The organism is Frankia torreyi (genome assembly GCF_000948395.1).
In the GTDB taxonomy this organism is placed as follows: domain Bacteria; phylum Actinomycetota; class Actinomycetes; order Frankiales; family Frankiaceae; genus Frankia; species Frankia torreyi.
The window spans coordinates 32049-47209 of the sequence record NZ_JYFN01000036.1; the positions used below are offsets into that span (position 1 = coordinate 32049).

General features: G+C 71.3%; 14 protein-coding genes, 1 tRNA gene and 1 pseudogene. 4 read left to right on the forward strand and 12 right to left on the reverse strand.

Going from position 1 to position 15161, the window contains the following annotated elements:
- Positions 1-77 precede the first annotated feature (77 nt).
- Positions 78-3971, reverse strand: coding sequence for an ABC transporter ATP-binding protein (locus tag FF36_RS20400; RefSeq protein WP_044886734.1), 3894 nt, complete (start codon positions 3969-3971; stop codon positions 78-80).
- 724 nt (positions 3972-4695) lie between these two features.
- On the opposite strand from FF36_RS20400, the gene FF36_RS20410 reads away from it, so the two are divergent.
- A tRNA-Lys gene (locus FF36_RS20410) sits at positions 4696-4768 on the forward strand.
- 168 nt (positions 4769-4936) lie between these two features.
- On the opposite strand, the gene FF36_RS20415 is transcribed toward FF36_RS20410, so the two are convergent.
- The 9 genes and pseudogenes from FF36_RS20415 to FF36_RS38555 form a co-directional block, all read right to left on the reverse strand.
- A complete protein-coding gene (locus tag FF36_RS20415) occupies positions 4937-6163 on the reverse strand; it encodes a tyrosine-type recombinase/integrase (RefSeq protein ID WP_044886736.1) in 1227 nt (408 codons plus the stop codon).
- Positions 6163-6372 carry a hypothetical protein gene (locus FF36_RS20420; protein ID WP_044886766.1) on the reverse strand — a complete coding sequence of 70 codons (210 nt, stop codon included), beginning with the start codon at positions 6370-6372 and terminating at the stop codon, positions 6163-6165. Before FF36_RS20420 ends, FF36_RS20415 begins: the two co-directional genes overlap by 1 nt.
- 246 nt (positions 6373-6618) lie before the next feature.
- Positions 6619-6918: a hypothetical protein gene (locus tag FF36_RS20425; RefSeq protein ID WP_044886737.1), complete on the reverse strand. Its 300-nt coding sequence runs from the start codon at positions 6916-6918 to the stop codon at positions 6619-6621.
- Positions 6919-7063: 145 nt separating this feature from the next.
- Positions 7064-7249: a helix-turn-helix domain-containing protein gene (locus FF36_RS20430; protein WP_044886738.1), complete on the reverse strand. Its 186-nt coding sequence runs from the start codon at positions 7247-7249 to the stop codon at positions 7064-7066.
- Between the two features lie 33 nt (positions 7250-7282).
- The gene (locus FF36_RS20435; RefSeq protein ID WP_242422669.1) at positions 7283-8899 is read right to left on the reverse strand and encodes a replication initiator; all 1617 of its coding nucleotides are present in this window, start codon (positions 8897-8899) and stop codon (positions 7283-7285) included.
- Between the two features lie 83 nt (positions 8900-8982).
- Positions 8983-10563 carry an FtsK/SpoIIIE domain-containing protein gene (locus FF36_RS20440; protein ID WP_044886740.1) on the reverse strand — a complete coding sequence of 527 codons (1581 nt, stop codon included), beginning with the start codon at positions 10561-10563 and terminating at the stop codon, positions 8983-8985.
- 128 nt (positions 10564-10691) lie between these two features.
- Positions 10692-10979 (reverse strand): hypothetical protein, encoded by a 288-nt coding sequence (locus tag FF36_RS20445; RefSeq protein WP_044886741.1) that lies wholly within the window; start codon positions 10977-10979, stop codon positions 10692-10694.
- Positions 10976-11315 (reverse strand): plasmid replication, integration and excision activator (locus tag FF36_RS38550; protein WP_242422671.1); only part of this gene is annotated, 340 nt, incomplete at its 5' end. The genes FF36_RS20445 and FF36_RS38550, both read right to left, overlap by 4 nt.
- A gap of 1 nt (position 11316) precedes the next feature.
- Positions 11317-11386 (reverse strand): annotated as a pseudogene (locus tag FF36_RS38555) (plasmid replication, integration and excision activator); the annotation flags it as partial.
- A gap of 223 nt (positions 11387-11609) precedes the next feature.
- Between FF36_RS38555 and FF36_RS20455 the strand changes: the two are divergent.
- Complete coding sequence (locus FF36_RS20455) at positions 11610-12032, forward strand: helix-turn-helix domain-containing protein (protein ID WP_044886743.1); 423 nt, start codon at positions 11610-11612, stop codon at positions 12030-12032.
- Positions 12033-12077: 45 nt separating this feature from the next.
- Here FF36_RS20455 and FF36_RS20460 read toward each other — a convergent pair whose 3' ends face one another.
- Together FF36_RS20460 and FF36_RS20465 are read right to left on the reverse strand one after the other, a co-directional pair.
- On the reverse strand, positions 12078-12512 hold the full coding sequence (locus FF36_RS20460) for a hypothetical protein (RefSeq protein ID WP_242419289.1): 435 nt from the start codon (positions 12510-12512) through the stop codon (positions 12078-12080).
- A 35-nt stretch (positions 12513-12547) separates the two neighbouring features.
- Positions 12548-12856 carry a hypothetical protein gene (locus FF36_RS20465; RefSeq protein WP_242419288.1) on the reverse strand — a complete coding sequence of 103 codons (309 nt, stop codon included), beginning with the start codon at positions 12854-12856 and terminating at the stop codon, positions 12548-12550.
- A gap of 198 nt (positions 12857-13054) precedes the next feature.
- Between FF36_RS20465 and FF36_RS20470 the strand changes: the two genes are divergently transcribed.
- Positions 13055-14377 carry a helix-turn-helix domain-containing protein gene (locus FF36_RS20470; protein WP_044886746.1) on the forward strand — a complete coding sequence of 441 codons (1323 nt, stop codon included), beginning with the start codon at positions 13055-13057 and terminating at the stop codon, positions 14375-14377.
- Between the two features lie 11 nt (positions 14378-14388).
- Entirely contained in the window at positions 14389-15063 is a 675-nt protein-coding gene (locus FF36_RS20475) for a 2'-5' RNA ligase family protein (protein ID WP_052681256.1), read from the forward strand.
- Positions 15064-15161 lie beyond the last annotated feature (98 nt).

Genomic DNA, 15161 nt, shown 5'->3' on the forward strand with positions numbered 1-15161 from the left:
ATCGGCGGGACCGGCAGGGTAACCGGCGGACATTCGTCCATCCCTGCAGAGAACATCCCCACCGGCGGGGGATCGAATCATGACATTACGGAATGGTCCGCCATTCCGGACTCCGTCGGCGCCTCGCCGATCTGGCGGCCAGCCCCCGACGGCCCGGCGTCGGGCGGTGCGGCGTCGGCGGTGAAGGCCGCCCACAGGCGGGCGTAGGGGCCGCCGGCGTGGAGGAGCTCGGCGTGCGTCCCCTGCTCGGCGACGCGGCCGTCGGCCATCACCACCACCCGGTCGGCGCGGGCGGCGGTGGTGAGCCGGTGGGCGATGACGATCGTGGTCCGCCGGGTGGTGACCGCCTCGGCGGCGGCGGTGACCGCCGCCTCGGTGGCGAGGTCCAGGGCGGCGGTCGCCTCGTCGAACAGCAGGATGTCGGGGTCGGCGAGCTCGGCGCGGGCGAGCGCCAGGAGCTGGCGCTGCCCGGCGGACAGTCCACGCCCCCGCTCGCCGACGGGATGGTCGTAGCCGTCGGGCAGGGTGTCGATGAAAGTGTCGGCGCCGACCGCGCGGGCCGCGGCCCGCACCTCGTCGTCGGCGGCGTCGGGCCGGGCGTAGGCGATGGCGTCGCGGATCGTGCCGGAGAACACGAACGGCTCCTGCGGGACGACACCGAGCCGGCGGCGGTAGGCCGACAGGTCGAACTCACGCAGGTCGACGCCGTCGATCCGGATCGCCCCGCCGGTGACGTCGTAGTACCGGGCGATGAGCTTGACCACGGTGGACTTGCCCGCGCCCGTCTCACCGACGAACGCGACGGTCTCGCCGGGGGCGATGCGCAGGCTCACCCCGTCGACGGCGTTCCCCGCCGGGCGCTGCGTGCCGGCCGCACCGGCCGCACCCGCCGCGCCACCAGCGCCCCCGGTGCCCGCCGCGCCACCGGCGATGGTGTAGGCGAAGTGGACGTCGTCCAGCACCACCTCGCCGGACAGGCGGCCGACCGGGCGGGGGTGCTCGGCCGGCGGCGTCGACGTCGGGGTGCGCAGCAGGTCGGACAGCCGGCGCAGGCCGACCATCGCCTGCTGGTAGCCGTCGAACACCTGGGAAAGCTGCTGCACCGGTGAGAAGAACAGGTTGACGTACAGCAGAAAGGCGAGCAACGCACCCGCCGAAAGCGATCCGTGCACGGCGAGATGCGCGCCGATGCCCAGCACGAGGGCGCCCGCGATCCGGGAGAGGAACTCCACGAAGGGGAAGTACAGGGCGATCATCCGTTGTGCCCGCATCCGCGAACGTCGGTAGGAGTCGGCGAGCCCGCGGAACCGCTCCTGGTTGACCCGCTCCCGTCCGAACGCCTGCGCGACGCGCAGCCCCGTCAGGTTCTCCTGCAGGGAGGCGTTGACGGCGCTGACCCGCTCCCGGGACTCGGTGTAGGCGGCCGACGAGCGGCGCCGGAACACCACCGTCACCGCGATCAGCACCGGCAGCACGGCGATGACCACGAGGGCGAGCTGGGCGTCGAGCAGCAGCAGCGCGATCAGCACGCCGAAGAAGGACAGCAGGCTGACGATCGCGGTGACCAGGCCGGTCTGCAGGAACGTCGACAGGGCGTCGACGTCGGTCGTCATCCGGGTCATGATCCGCCCGGCCAGTTCGCGCTCGTAGTAGTCGAGCCCGAGTCGCTGCAACTGCGCGAACGTCTTGACCCGCAGCACGTAGAGCAGCCGCTCGCCCATTCGGCCGGTGACCCGGGTCTGCCAGATCTGGACGAGCCAGTCGGCGAGGGTGACGGCGAGCGCGACGCCCGCGGTGGCGAACAGAACACCGCGCGCCTGCGCGCTCACGCCCGCGTCGACCGCGTGGCGCACCAGCGCCGGCACGGTGAGGCCGGCGACGGCGTCGAGGGCGACCAGCAGCAGCCCCACCACGAGCGGGACGCGCACCCAGGACAGCAGCCGGCGCAGCGTGAAGTCCGGGTCGGGCGCCGCGGCGGCGGCCTGGTCGACCCGCGGGTCGTCGCGGGCCGGCGGCAGGGCGTCGACCCTGGCGAGCAGCTCCGGCGTCGCCGGCACGTCCCCGAACGCCCCGCCCCCGCTGAGCACCCGTCCCGATCGTCCCCCGCCGAACCCGCGTCCCCCCGGAACGGAGCCGAACCCACGCCCCGACGGCGCCGCCCCGAAGCCCGAGCCCGACGGCGCCGCGCCGAACGCCCGGCCGGACGGCGGCCTGCCGGTGTCTTCCGTCACCACCAAGCCGGGCGGCTGGACGAGCTGCTCTTCCTGGTCTTCCTCGGCGTCCTCGGCGAGGGTGTCGCCGGGGCCGGCGAGCAGGCGGCGGAACAGCGGGCTGCGGGCGGCCAGCTCGTCCTCGGTGCCGACGTCGACGATCCGGCCGGCGTCGAGTACCGCGATCCGGTCGGCGAGGTGCAGGGTGGAGCGGCGATGCGCGATGAGCAGGGTGGTCCGTCCGCGCATGACCTCGCGCAGCGTGGCGTGGATCGCGGCCTCGATGCGGGCGTCGATCGCGGAGGTGGCGTCGTCGAGCAGCAGCACCCGCGGGTCGGACAGCAGGGCGCGGGCGAGCGCGACCCGCTGGCGCTGCCCGCCGGAGAGGGTCAGGCCCTGCTCGCCGACGACGGTGTCGTAGCCGTTCGGCAGGTCGCGGATGAAGCCGTCGGCCTGCGCCGCCTGCGCCGCGGCGACGATCTGGTCGTCGGTGGCGTCCGGCCGGCCGTAGGAGATGTTCGACCGAACCGTGTCGGAGAACAGGAAGCTGTCCTCGAACACCACCCCGATCTGGGCGCGCAGCGAGGCCAGCGTCAGCGTGCGGACGTCGTGGCCGTCGAGGCGGACCGTGCCGGCCTGCGGGTCGTAGAAGCGGGGCAGGAGCTGGGAGATCGTCGACTTGCCGGAGCCGGAGGTGCCGACGAGGGCCACCGTCTCGCCCGGGGAGATGCGCAGGCTGATGTCGCGCAGCACCGGCCGCGACGGCTGGTAGCCGAAGGTCACCCCGTCCAGCTCGATCAGCCCGCGGGCGGTGTCGAGGACGGTGGCGTCCGGCGCGTCGGTGATCGCCGGGTGGGAGTCGATGATCTCGAAGATGCGCACCGTGCTGGCCTTGGCCTGCTGGCCGACGGTGAGCAGGCCGGCCAGCGTGCGGGTCGGGCCGATGAGTGCCCCGAGGTAGGTGCTGAAGGCGAGGAAGGTACCGAGGGTGATCCGGTCGGTCAGCGCCAGCCAGCCGCCGAGCGCCAGCACGGCGACCTGCCCGAGCGCGGGCACGGCCTGCATCGCCGCACCGAACCGGCTGGTGATCCTCACGGCCCGCATCCGCAGCGCGAACAGCGTCCGGGCATGCCCGGCGAGCCGGTCGAGCTCCCGGTCCTCCTGCCCGAAGCCCTTCACCACCCGGACGCCCGCGACCGCCTCCTCGACGGCCCCCGCGACCTCGCCGGCCTGCTGCTGGGCCGCCCAGGTGGCGGGGAAGACGGTCCTGCGCGCCCGGAAGCCGAGCAGGAACAGCGCCGGCCCCATGGCGAGGGCGATGAGGGTCAGCAGCGGCGACAGCCACGCCATCGCGACCAGGGAGGCGACGAACAGCACCAGGTTGCCGGCGACCATCGGCAGGTACGACAGCAGTCCCTGGATGGCGCCGACGTCCGAGATCGCCCGGCTGACCACCTGACCGGTCTGGACCTGGTCCTGCCGGGCCCCGTCGAGCCGCTCGATGGTGCTGAAAACCTCGTCACGCAGATCGTACTGGACGTCGAGCGACAGCCGGCCGCCCACGTACCGCCGCACGAACGCGGTGGCGAAAATGGCCACACCGGCGGCGAGCAGGACGACCAGGTACGGCGTCAGCGAGTGCCGGTGGGTGACGACGACGTTGTCGATGACCTGCCGCTCGACCAGCGGGACGGCGGCGGTGACGAGCGTGCCGAGCAGCGCCGCGCCGAACGCGAGGATGACGTTGCGGCGGTAGACCATGACCTGCCGCCCGAGCCGCCGCAGCCAGCGATCCGGCTGGTCACGCTGCGGTGCGTCCGCTCGGGCCGGCCTCTCGCCCGCCGCCGGGCCACGGCTCGTCGCCGTGCTGTCTCTCACCGCAGGGCTCTCGCTCGCCGGCGCGATCTCGCTCGCCGCCGGGGTCTCGGCTGTCGGCGGCGGGTCCGTCGTTGCGGCGGGGCGGCGGCCCTGGTGCGGAAGCTCCGATCCGCCCGGTTGAGGCGGATCGGCAGCGGGATGCGCGGAGCGAGACGGCCCACCGGCGAGGCGAGGCGTCTCGGCTGAGGATGGTTCGGGGCTCGCGGTGGACCTCCAGGTCAGCAGGTTCCGACGGATCCGGCCGTGCGCGGGCGGGGCGCGGGCGCCAGCATCGGACGCGCGGGCCGCGGGCGGCACGGGGACGCCACGGAACGCATCGACGTCAACCTCCAGCCCTGCCCGACCGTACGCCGCACGGCACCCGGTCGCGGTCAGCTATGTCTATCAGCGAAACATCCCTGGAACCCGGTTGATGCCCGGACCGCTCCGGGCCCGGACCACACCCTGCCCCGGATCCGCCCGTCCACCCCGCCCCCACCGGGGCCGTCGCCGCCCTCCGCCCGAGCGCCTCGGCCCGCAGGTCCGACCCCCCCCCGACCACACCCCCGCGACGCCTGGTAGAGTTCTCCATGTCGACGCGGCAACCGCAGGGGAACGCGAAGGCAACGCGCCGTTAGCTCAATTGGCAGAGCAGCGGACTCTTAATCCGCGGGTTCGGGGTTCAAGTCCCTGACGGCGCACCCGCTCCCACCAGGTCATATGACTTTCGGTGATGTATTTAGAGTGATCTCTGTACCCAAGTTTGTACCCTAGCTCTTCGCGCCTCGGTGACAGAGACGGCAGACGCCCCGGGCCGCTGCGCGAGGTACACAGCCATCCGGGGCGCCCCTGGCTCCTTGGGTGCAGCGTCAGCCCGCCAGTTCCTCGCCGTCGTCCTCGTCGGGTTCGTCGTCGTCGCTGTGCGTCGGCTCGCCGAAGATCCGGTCAAGTCGGTCGACCGCGTCGCGCTGCGTCTCGGGCATCACGTGGGTGTACGTGTTCATGGTGAGCTGGATCGTGGAGTGCCCGAGCAGCTCCATCACCGTCCGGGCCGGCACCCCCTCGGCGAAGAGCATCGACGCGAACGCATGGCGAAGGTCATGCAGCCGAAGCCACGGCAGATCGGCCTGACGGCGCAGGACCTCGAACCGCCGGTTGACGTTGCGCGGCTCCAGGGGCGTGCCGACCGACGAGGTGAACACCAGGCCGGTTTCCGTCCACGCGTCGCCGAGCCCCGTCCGTTCCGCGGTCTGCGTGGCGCGGTGTCGCCGCAGGATCGTCACCAGCCGGGGCGGGATCGGCAGCTTCCGGTGTGAACGGTCCGTCTTCGCCGGGACGAACCGCAACGAGCCGTCCACCCGTTGCAGCGTCTGCCGGACCTGGAGCGTGGCGCCGCCCAGGTCCACGTCCGTCCAGCGAAGGCCGAGAATTTCACCGCGCCGGAGCCCGAGCATCAGACCGCAGGCGAAGACCGCTTCGAGCCGTTCACCGCGGAGGACCTCGACGAGCCGGCGTGCCTCTTCCGGCCGCAGCGCGCGCACCTCACGATGGGGCACGGGGGGCGCCTTGACCGCCTTCGCCACGTTGCGCGCGACCAGGTCGAGCCGTTCGGCTTCCGCCAGGGAGTTGCGGATCAGGCTGTGCACGTGCCGGACACTTCCCGCGGACAGGCCGGCCTTCCTCGCCGTGCTGACGAGCCGCCGCACGTCCAGCGGCGTGAGCTTGTCGAGCTGGACACGACCGATCACCGGAATGATGTGCGTGTTGATCAGCCAGCGGTAGGCGCGGAGCGTCGAGGCCCGCGTTCCGTCCCCTTCCTTGATTTCCAGCCACTCCCCCAGCCAGACCGCCGTCGTCCGGCGCTCGGCGGTGACGTTGACGCCGAGTTCCGCCGCGCGCTTGACCTTGTCGAGCTTCTGCCGGCATTCCTTCTCGGTCTTGGCGTAGACCGTCTTCCGGACGCGTTTACCGCCCTCCCAGCCGAGATCCAGGCGACCGACCCACATGCCATCGCTGGACCGCTGAAACAAGGCGCCCTCGCCCTGCGAGCGTCGCCGCTTCTGCCGGTCGTCTCCACCGGCGGACCGCGCGGCCATCAGGCCACGTCCAGCGGGTTGCCGCCCGGCCATTCGACCGCGTCGCACCAAGGGCAGCCGTAGGAGCTGTCTTCCATGTCGCACGCGAACTTGGTCTCTCCGTCGGCCTGTGGGTAGGTGCGTCCCTGGCCGCGGGCGGCCCGGTCGAGGTGGTCGGTCAGCGCCTGAACGAGAGCAATTCTGGGCGCCGCCGGGGGGTGGGTGGGCATGGTGAGCACAGCTCCTTGCCGGAAGAAGAACGGGAACAGGTGCGCGGGCCGCGGGTGGGATTGCCCGGTGCCGGTGGGGTTCCGGTTCTCTGGCGCAGGAATGGTCTGCCGGGGCGCCGGCCGCATCCAGGGCGCTGCGCGTCGCTGCGCGATCGGCCTGCGGCCGACCCTGGACCCGTCCGACACCCCGACAGCTTCAGGCGCCACCAGAGAACGGAAGAAAAATGGGTGGGGCGACAGGTCCCGCTACGGGCGGGTGACGCTTGCCGCCGCCGGACCCGCCGTGGGGCTCCCGCCGGTCGGGGTGGTTGCCGGACGTTCGGGGACCGGTCGGAAGATCAGGGTGGCGTCGACGTCGCCGTAGTGTTCGGTGAAGAAGGCGTCCGGCGGCAGGGTGGCGAGCAGGGCGACCAGGTCGCCGATGTCCGCGCCGGGGCGAATGGTCAGTTCGTGGTCGCCGTTGTGGTCGACCCGGGCGAGGAGCATCGGGTGGTCGTCGCCGGGGGTGCGCCATGCGCCGTGCGCGTCGGACGAGAAGATGGGCACAGGTCTCTCTCCTTGTTAAGGCCAAGGGGTGGGGCTCAGGTCCCGGTCGGGTGTTCCAGCACCCGCCGGGACCGTCTTTTGGTTTGCCGAGAAGTCGCGCTCGCCCCTGGTGGTCCGCGGGCCGGGGCGTAGGGGCGTTTGCCGGTCATGCGGCGTGTCCCTCGCCGCGCAGCCGGGCGACGAAGGTGACCAGCGCGGCCGAGGGGATGCGCCGCGACCGGCCGATGCGCACGGATTCGATGTCGCCGGAGTTCATGAGTTCGTAGATGGTGCTGCGGCTGACGCCGAGGAGTTCCGCGGCCTCGGTAGGAGTGAGCAGGAGCTTGGTCACGGGTCCTCTCCGTGGATGTCCAGGGGGTGGGGTTCAGGCGGCATCGGGCAGCGGTGGGCCGGTTGCCGGAAGCAGGCCCCCGCCGGCCGCAGCACGAGCGGCGTCGAGTTGGGCCCGCCAGGCGTGGCGTTGCGCGACGGCGTGCAACAGGAGGTGTTCGCGGCGGGGTGCGGCAGGGTCGCCGGGGCGCAGGAGCTGCCAGGCGGTGCGATTCGCGGCAGGGTCGCCGGCCGGTCCGTCGCCGGTGTGGCCGAAGGCTTCGAGTTGCTGGCGGATGAACGCGACCCGGTCGTGCCGGTGGTCGGTAAGGGTTTTGCCGGACCAGCGCCGCGAGACCAGGACGCGCCGGCCGCCGAAGCCGAGGGTTTCCCGCCGGTGGACCTTGCCCTTGCACCGTCCCGGGACGAGACCGGGTCGGGCGTTGCGGGGTTGGATGCCGTAGCGCAGCCAGTTCGCGCAGGTCGGGGAGCAGGGTTCGTGGCGCAGGGCGTCGGCGAGCCGGTCGACGTGGCGTCGTTGCGGGTCGCTGGCGATGTCGTGGCAGGCGTCGAGGCTTTTGGTCAGGTACTTGGTCAGGTAGCCGATCATCCGGCCGGTGGTGGCCGTGTTCGCGGTCACCCCGTCGGCGCGGAGTTGGGGGCCGAAGCGGACGACGTGGGCGGGTTCGTCGTCCTCGCCGATGCCGTCGAGTGCGTCATCCCAGGACAGCAGCGGCGCCCCGGTGTCGGGGTCGACGTAGCCGCCGGCGGTGTCGTCCCAGGCGGGTAGCCGGTGGTCGTCGTAGACCGGCCGGTCGGTCGACGGCCACCAGACCTGGTGATAGGTCGCCGCTGCCACCAGGCGCAGCATCGCCCGGGGCACGGTGCCGCGGATCGCCGCGTGCAGATGCGGCGCAAGGCGCTTCTGTGGTTCAAGGGCGGCGAAGTACTGGACATCCCAGCCGACCGCGCGGCGCAGGTTCTGCCAGAACCGATCGATCAGCTTCGGGAAGTGGATCGCGTCCCGCGCCGCCCGCCGGTAGTCGTACGACGCCGGGTCGACCGGGGTTCCGTCCTTGTGCACGTGGCCGTAGCTGTCGCAGGTCAGGGTGAGGAACATCGACGGCCGCCACACCGTCCCGTCCGCCGCCTCGAAGGTCTGCCCGACGGTGCGCCGGTCGACGGGGAGCCGGGGCAGGTCGGGGGCATCCTGACGCCTCTTCGTCGAGCGGACACGGCGCGGCCGGTCCCGGTTGTCCGGGGCAGCCTTGCCACGCACACCGAGCGCGGCCAGTTCGTCGTCGACCTGGCCGATCAGCTCGTCGATCTCCCCAGCCTGCTCGGTGTCGCCGGCCGCCAGGACGTCGGCGCGGGCCGCTTCGAGGTCCGCGCGCAGGGTCGCCAGGGCTTTGGCGTCGCCGGTCGGCGGGTCGGGGTCGGGGACCGGTTCGTCGTCGAGGTGCCAGCCGGTCTTGCACTGCGCCATCCGCAGCCGACGCGCTTTCTCCGCACACGGAGGACATTTCGATGCCAACGTGGCGCCGCAGGGGACAGGGATGATCTGTGTTTCGCCGGTGTCCAGGTTGGTGCGGCGCATCGGCATCGGCCGGATACACACCCCGTTTTCCACCGCGACGGCTTCGACGACGTGGCGGGCCAGCGGCATCCGCATGCGGGCGGCCCGGGAACCCGGACGCTCACCGCCCCCAGGGGAAGGGACGGGAGCGGCCGGGTCAGGTCCGAGGGATAGCGCGGTCACGCGGCATCGTCGAGCCGGTCGAGGGGATCGGGGGCATCGTCGGGGTCGTGGCCGCTGAAGGCGTCGAGATCAGGCACCCAGCCGCCGGCCGCCGCCGGTCGGTAAGTGTGCACGGTGCGGGTGATCTCGTCGTCGTCGATGAGCGCGGCCCGGACCCGGATGGGGTCGGGGTTGCCGTCGTGCAGGACGTAGCCGACCCCGGGCAGGGACAGCGGGATCTCCTCGGCGCGGGCGCCCCGGTCCCGGGCACCAGAACCAAGGACGAGGTCGGCCTGGTCGGGTTCGGTCATCCGCAGCGCCACCCGCACCGGGAACAGATCCCGGAACGGCAGCACCTCCTTACGCGGGTCCTGCACCGCGGCCAGGACCACCACCCCGGGCGCCCGGCCCTGCGACAGCAGCAGCGGCAACGCCGCCCCGATCCGCTTCTTCAGCTCCCGGTCGGTCACGTACGCGGTCAGCGAGGCGATCTCGTCGACCACCAGAACGATCAGCGGCTCTGTGGTCGTCGGAGTGTGTAGCCGGGTCACACCGGACAGCCGGGCGGTCCGGTCCTGCATCACGGTCACGGCGTCGTCGAGGAGAGCGGCGATGGTGTCCGTGGTGGTGGCAAACCGGGTGAACATCGCCCGGCCGAAGGCCAGTTCCATCCCGCCCTTCGGGTCGCACACCCACAGCTCCACCAGCCCCGCCCGTACCGCCGGGCCGAGGCCCCGCAACGCCGACCACAGCACCGAGCCCTTACCCGCGCCGGTGGCACCGGCGACGAGGACATGCGTCCCACGCACGGGCAGCGTCCAGGGCGATCCGTCCTCGCAGCGGCCCACGGGAATGGCGGACAGTCCGGCGACGAGCCGGGCGTAAGCGGCGTGGACGGGTCCGCGGTCCGGGTCGACGCCGGCCGCGTCAGGGTCGGCATCGCCCGGACCGCTGCTCATCCCGTCGAGCCGGGCCGGGGTGACAGGACGGGCGAGGGTGTCACGGTGGTGGAAGTGCAGCCGGACGAAGCGGAATGTCTCGGCCTGCACCTGGCAGCGCCGGGCCCGGAAGATGTGCCGCAGCGCCTCGCCCTGCTCCGCCCACTGCTCGGGGGTCTGACCGGGCAGCAGTTCCACCCGCAGCACGTCCACAGCCCGAGTGGAACGGATCGTGCGGATACGCGGGAAGTACTCGTCGAAGGTCACCTGATCGGCGTTCGAGGTCGGCATGCGGATGGCAAGGTCGGTGTGGACCATCGCCGCTCGCCAGCGCCACCGGTAGACGAACGCCAGCCGCGTCCGGCCCCACAGCCAGCGGCCCAGCCAGGAGCACGACCGCGGGTGCAGCCGCGCCCAAACCAGCACCACCACGACCAGCCCGCCGGCCAGCGCGGCGAGACCGAGCAGTCCGAACCGGTGGACGAACAGCAGCAGCCCGACCACGACCGTGACCGCGACCCGGTGCCGGAAGCACCAGCGGACCGCCAGCCACAGGCCCTTGCCCGCGACGGCCAGCAGCAGCATCCACAACGGCACCCGCACCTTGTCCGCACGGGTCGGAATGCGCGGCGCCGGCCGGTCACCCCTGATTCTGGACATGACAAATACCACCTGATTTCGAGCGCACGAAACGACAGGAGAGAAGGGAAGGAAGCAAGGAAGCGCGGCAGGCGGGCCTGAATTATGGGAACCCTCTGGGCCGCCGGCCGGAAAAGAGAGTGGTAGTGCTATGCGGCGCGTTTCTCCGTCGCCGGGTCTGCTGATTCCTCCGCCTCGAACTGGCGGGTCTCGCAGGCGTTGAGGTAGTCGTTCACTCCGGCCAGCAGCGCATAAGCGAAGTTGATCTGATCGGTGTTCGGGGTGTCCTGCTTCGCCGAGACGACCAGCGACATCCCAGCGGCATCGACGGCCAGGATCGGCCCGCGGTCCGGGTAGGTGTGGCAGGTCACCCGCCAGTCCCCGCCAACGGACAGGCCCACCGACAGGTACGACGGCGTCCGCTCTCCGCCGCTCATGCCGCGACCGCCGACGCGCGCCGGCCTGACTGGCCCACGGCCACCATCGCCGCCGCCCGAAACGCGAAACCCTGCCGCGGACGAGACCCGTTGGTGTCCACCCACGGCGTCACCGTCAAACCCTCGAACACCACCGGCCGAAACGGCGTCCCCGGCATCACCTCCGGCGGAACCGGCTGCACCTCACCGGTGATCTTCACCTTCACCTCGGCCTGCCGGGCCGCCGGGTCCGCGTCCAACACCCGCACCACCCACACCCGCTCGCCGGTGTCCTTGTCCCGTGCCTGCACGTCCGGCAGGTTCGCCTTCACCTTGTCATAGTCGTTCGACGCCTCCNCCCCCAGCACAAACGCACCCGCCGGAAACACGTCCTCGAAACGCACCGGAATACGCGACGGCACCGCCATGAACTATCAGCCTCCGTAGGGTTCAGCCCCGCCGCCGGTGCTCCGGCCGCGGTCGGACAGAACCCACAATGCTCCGCTCGCCGAGCGCTCGCCAAGCGCATATACGCGAAGGGATAACGTCCCGCTATGGAAACGCGCCCCGCGTCACGACAGCCTTCCGGACAGCGCACAGAGCGCACTATCGTTTGACGGGCGACAAACACGGCGGGGGNGATGATCGGAGATGGTGCGCGACACCGCGGCCGAGGACTGGAAAGCAGTCGGCGAGGCCATCACCGCACGCATGCGAGAACGGCGCATCACACAGCAGGCTCTTGCCACCGCATCCGGGGTGTCCGTGGCCACCCTGCGGGAGCTACAGCGCGGAACGAGCCGCCGCCGGGCGCACGACTCCACCCTTGTGGCGATCTCCCGCGCCCTGGACTGGCCCGATGACCACCTGTTGACCGTCCTGCTCGGCGCACCCCCACAGACCGTGACGGCCCCACCAGCCCCGATCGACCGGCAGATCCTTGAGGTACTGCTGCGGATCGAACGGCAGGTGGCGACCATCGGCGCCCGTCTGCGCGTGCCCGTCCCGGACGACGGCGACGGCCTGGAGCAGCCCGGCGAACACGACAACGGGCCGGACCCGGCAGCGGAATAGCTCCGCGTGCAGGTCCGGCCCGCAGCCGTACCGACCATGCCCGACTCAGCCCGGCGGCACCACATCCGATGACGCAGCCGAATCCGACGACACAGGCGAAGCATCACCCGCCCCCGGCTCCGGGCCGACCCCGGCGAGACGGCTCAGAAACAGCCGCACCGTGGTCAGCGCCTCGGCGTAACCGGCCTTGTACGCCTCCTGCTCACCGGACGTCATCCACCGCGCCCGGTCCGGCACCGCATCCGGCATTGGCAACACCGAGCCATGCAACGTCAGCAGATCCCGCCGGGACAGCATCTCCGGATGGCGCATCCGATAGACCATGACCAGGTCAACATCCCCGTAGGCCGTGGCGAACTCCAGCCCGGAGGGCATGTCCGCCATCGCCCGGAACAGATCCGCCGAGTCCGATCCCGGCTGCACGACGAGCGCCCATTCCCCCTCTCCCCACGGCAGCATCGCCACCGCCGGCCGAGGCACCCCCGTCTCCTCTCCCCGCGCAGAGGCCGGCCGGTTCACCGAATCCGCCGACGTCGGGCCACCAGGTGCTCCAACGGTCCGCCGGGCACCATCCATCCTGCGGACGAGTCGGGAGGCGACTCGGTCAGAAACCGCAACGGGCACACCTGGTAGTCCGACCAGCCCCGATCGGAGGCGAACCGGTCGGCATCCGCCGCAGACGGGAACGTCAGCACCGTGTCCCGAACCAGCCCACTCCCACCATGCTCGAACCGCACCACCCCGAACGCCACCGCGTTCGCCATGCCCCGGGTCCCCGACGGCTCCACCGCCCTGACCTCCGCGGATGTCGCATCCGTACCCATGTCGTCCTTCCTGCCGCGTCGATGTGCGGACGGCGCCCCACCGCGCGATCAAGGCGACAACGGGACGGCCTGGACGTACGCTGACGCCACGACGCAGTTCGGAATAGATACGCGGCTGAATACCCAGCGTGGATACACTGGCCTACGGTGCACACATCGCCGCCCAGTAGAACCGTCACCTGACGGGAGCCGCCCGCCATGACCCGACGACGCCCGCTTCCCACCGCCCCTGCGGGCCTCTGGGACCGGCCCGACATGGCCGCCGCCCTCGCCGAGCGCGACATGCAGGCAATCCTGACGATCTACAAGCGGTGGACCGGCGCATCCCAACCCCAGATCGCCACCATGACCGGCGTCCCCCAGCCGACGATCAGCCTCATCCTCAACGGCAAGCGGCACGTCAGCGGCATCGACACCTTCGAGAAGTTCGCCGAAGGACTCGACATCCCCCGCGAACGGCTTGGACTCGCAGCGCCCAAGTCGGCCGAGGTCGAACCAGCCAACGGCCCGAACCGGCGGACAGTCCTCGCGGTCGGCGCCGCATGGGCGATCGACGAGGAGTTGGAAGAAGTCACCCGGCGGATGCAGGCTTTCGCCGCGTCCAACGTCGATGACACAGCGCTGGACCAATTGGAGACGAGCATCGAGGTCGTCGGCCGCCGCTACGAGACCAGCGATGCCGCCACCGTCTACCCGGTCGCGTTGAAGCAGCGCCGATGGGTTGCCGAACTCCTCACCGGACATCAGCACCCCTCCCAGCGTGCCCATCTCTATCTGATCGGCGGGAAACTCTCGGGTCTCCTGGGCTATCTCGCGTTCGACCTCGGGAACGAGCTGGTGGCCCGCGCCTACTGCAACGAGGCGATGAGCCTTGCCAAGGCCGCCGGGCATGGTGACCTCGCCGCGTGGGTCCGCGGCACGCAGAGCTTCATCGCCTACTACGGCGGCCGATACCGCGAAGCACTCGACCTCGCCCGCGACGGGCAGCGCTACGCCCGCGGCGGCCCCGCCTCCATCCGCCTCGCCATCAGCGGAGAAGCCCGCACCCTCGGCAAGCTGGGCGACGCGGCCGGAGTAGACGAGGCAGTGGGTCGGGCGCTCGCCGCCCACGCGAAGATCGAGGACGCCGACCCGGTCGGCTACTTCCTGTCCTTCGACCCGTTCACCGCCTCCCGCATCGCCGGGAACGCCGCCAGCGCCTACCTCGCCGCCGGTGCCCATCTACGGGCACGGGAGTTCACCGACCAGGCGATCCCCATCTTCGCTGCCGCCGACTCCACTGCCAGCCACGCCCTGACCCTCGTCGACGCCAGCATGACCTACCTCGCCGGACCATCACCCGAACCCGACCGGGCCGGAGTACTGGTCAGCGAAGCACTCGCCATCGGAGCCGACCTGCGATCCGAGGTAGTCGCCCGCCGAGCCAAGGACTTCCTGACAACCGCGGCCCAGTGGCGGACTGTCCCGGAGATCGCGAACGTGCACGAGGCAGTCAAAGCCTGGCGCCTGCCCACCGCATAGCCTGTTGGGCCGTGCCACCCACACCCGAGCAGCAGGTCGACGCCGCCGACTGGGAGACGTTCCGCCACACCGACCGGATGGCCGACCACTGGTGGTGGCGCCCCGGCTGGAGACCCGACCGGCACTACCTCACCTGGTATCTCGTCTTCCACGATCAGGCGCTCACCGACTACGTGGCCGGGTTCCAGCAGGACCTTGCCGACCTGGACTACCTGGACCCGGTGCCCGTCGACGGCCTGCACATGACCGTGCAAGGTGTGGCATTCGCCGACGAGATGACCGCCGACCAGGTGGCCGCGCTCGGCAAGGCCGCGGACGAGCAGTGCGCGGACGTCGAACCCTTCACTCTCACCGTCGGGCCGATCGCCGCCTACCCCGGCGGAACGTTCCTGCGCACCGCCCCCTGGCAGCCCGTCGCCGACCTCCGCGACCGACTGCGCACCGCCATCGGCGCGATCCTTGGTCCGGACAAGGTGTCCGACGAGCCAGCCCGGTTCAAGCCGCACATCAGCGTCACCTACTGCAACGCCACCCCACCAGCCGCCGAGGTCATCCGCCGACTCGCCGGCCTACGCACACGACCACCGATCAGCCTGCCCGTCGCCAGCGTCGACCTTCTCGAACTCCGCCGCGACGGCCATGCCTACCGCTGGGACATCCGCCACCACATCGACTTCACCGGCTGAACCACGACCACGAGCACGCCCACCAGGCCGGGCGCCTGACCGCGACCAACCCGCAGCACGTTGCCGAATCCCCCGTTTTAAGATCAAGCCGCGGTGCG

What these genes read in the sequence shown, in the direction of transcription:
- FF36_RS20400 (WP_044886734.1), bottom strand. Translation starts at nt 3,971, where the DNA reads ATGGTCTACCGCCGCAACGTCATCCTCGCGTTCGGCGCGGCGCTGCTC.
- FF36_RS20415 (WP_044886736.1), bottom strand. Translation starts at nt 6,163, where the DNA reads ATGGCCGCGCGGTCCGCCGGTGGAGACGACCGGCAGAAGCGGCGACGC.
- FF36_RS20420 (WP_044886766.1), bottom strand. Translation starts at nt 6,372, where the DNA reads ATGCCCACCCACCCCCCGGCGGCGCCCAGAATTGCTCTCGTTCAGGCG.
- FF36_RS20435 (WP_242422669.1), bottom strand. Translation starts at nt 8,899, where the DNA reads ATGCGGATGCCGCTGGCCCGCCACGTCGTCGAAGCCGTCGCGGTGGAA.
- FF36_RS20440 (WP_044886740.1), bottom strand. Translation starts at nt 10,563, where the DNA reads ATGTCCAGAATCAGGGGTGACCGGCCGGCGCCGCGCATTCCGACCCGT.
- FF36_RS20445 (WP_044886741.1), bottom strand. Translation starts at nt 10,979, where the DNA reads ATGAGCGGCGGAGAGCGGACGCCGTCGTACCTGTCGGTGGGCCTGTCC.
- FF36_RS20455 (WP_044886743.1), top strand. Translation starts at nt 11,610, where the DNA reads ATGGTGCGCGACACCGCGGCCGAGGACTGGAAAGCAGTCGGCGAGGCC.
- FF36_RS20465 (WP_242419288.1), bottom strand. Translation starts at nt 12,856, where the DNA reads ATGGGTACGGATGCGACATCCGCGGAGGTCAGGGCGGTGGAGCCGTCG.
- FF36_RS20470 (WP_044886746.1), top strand. Translation starts at nt 13,055, where the DNA reads ATGACCCGACGACGCCCGCTTCCCACCGCCCCTGCGGGCCTCTGGGAC.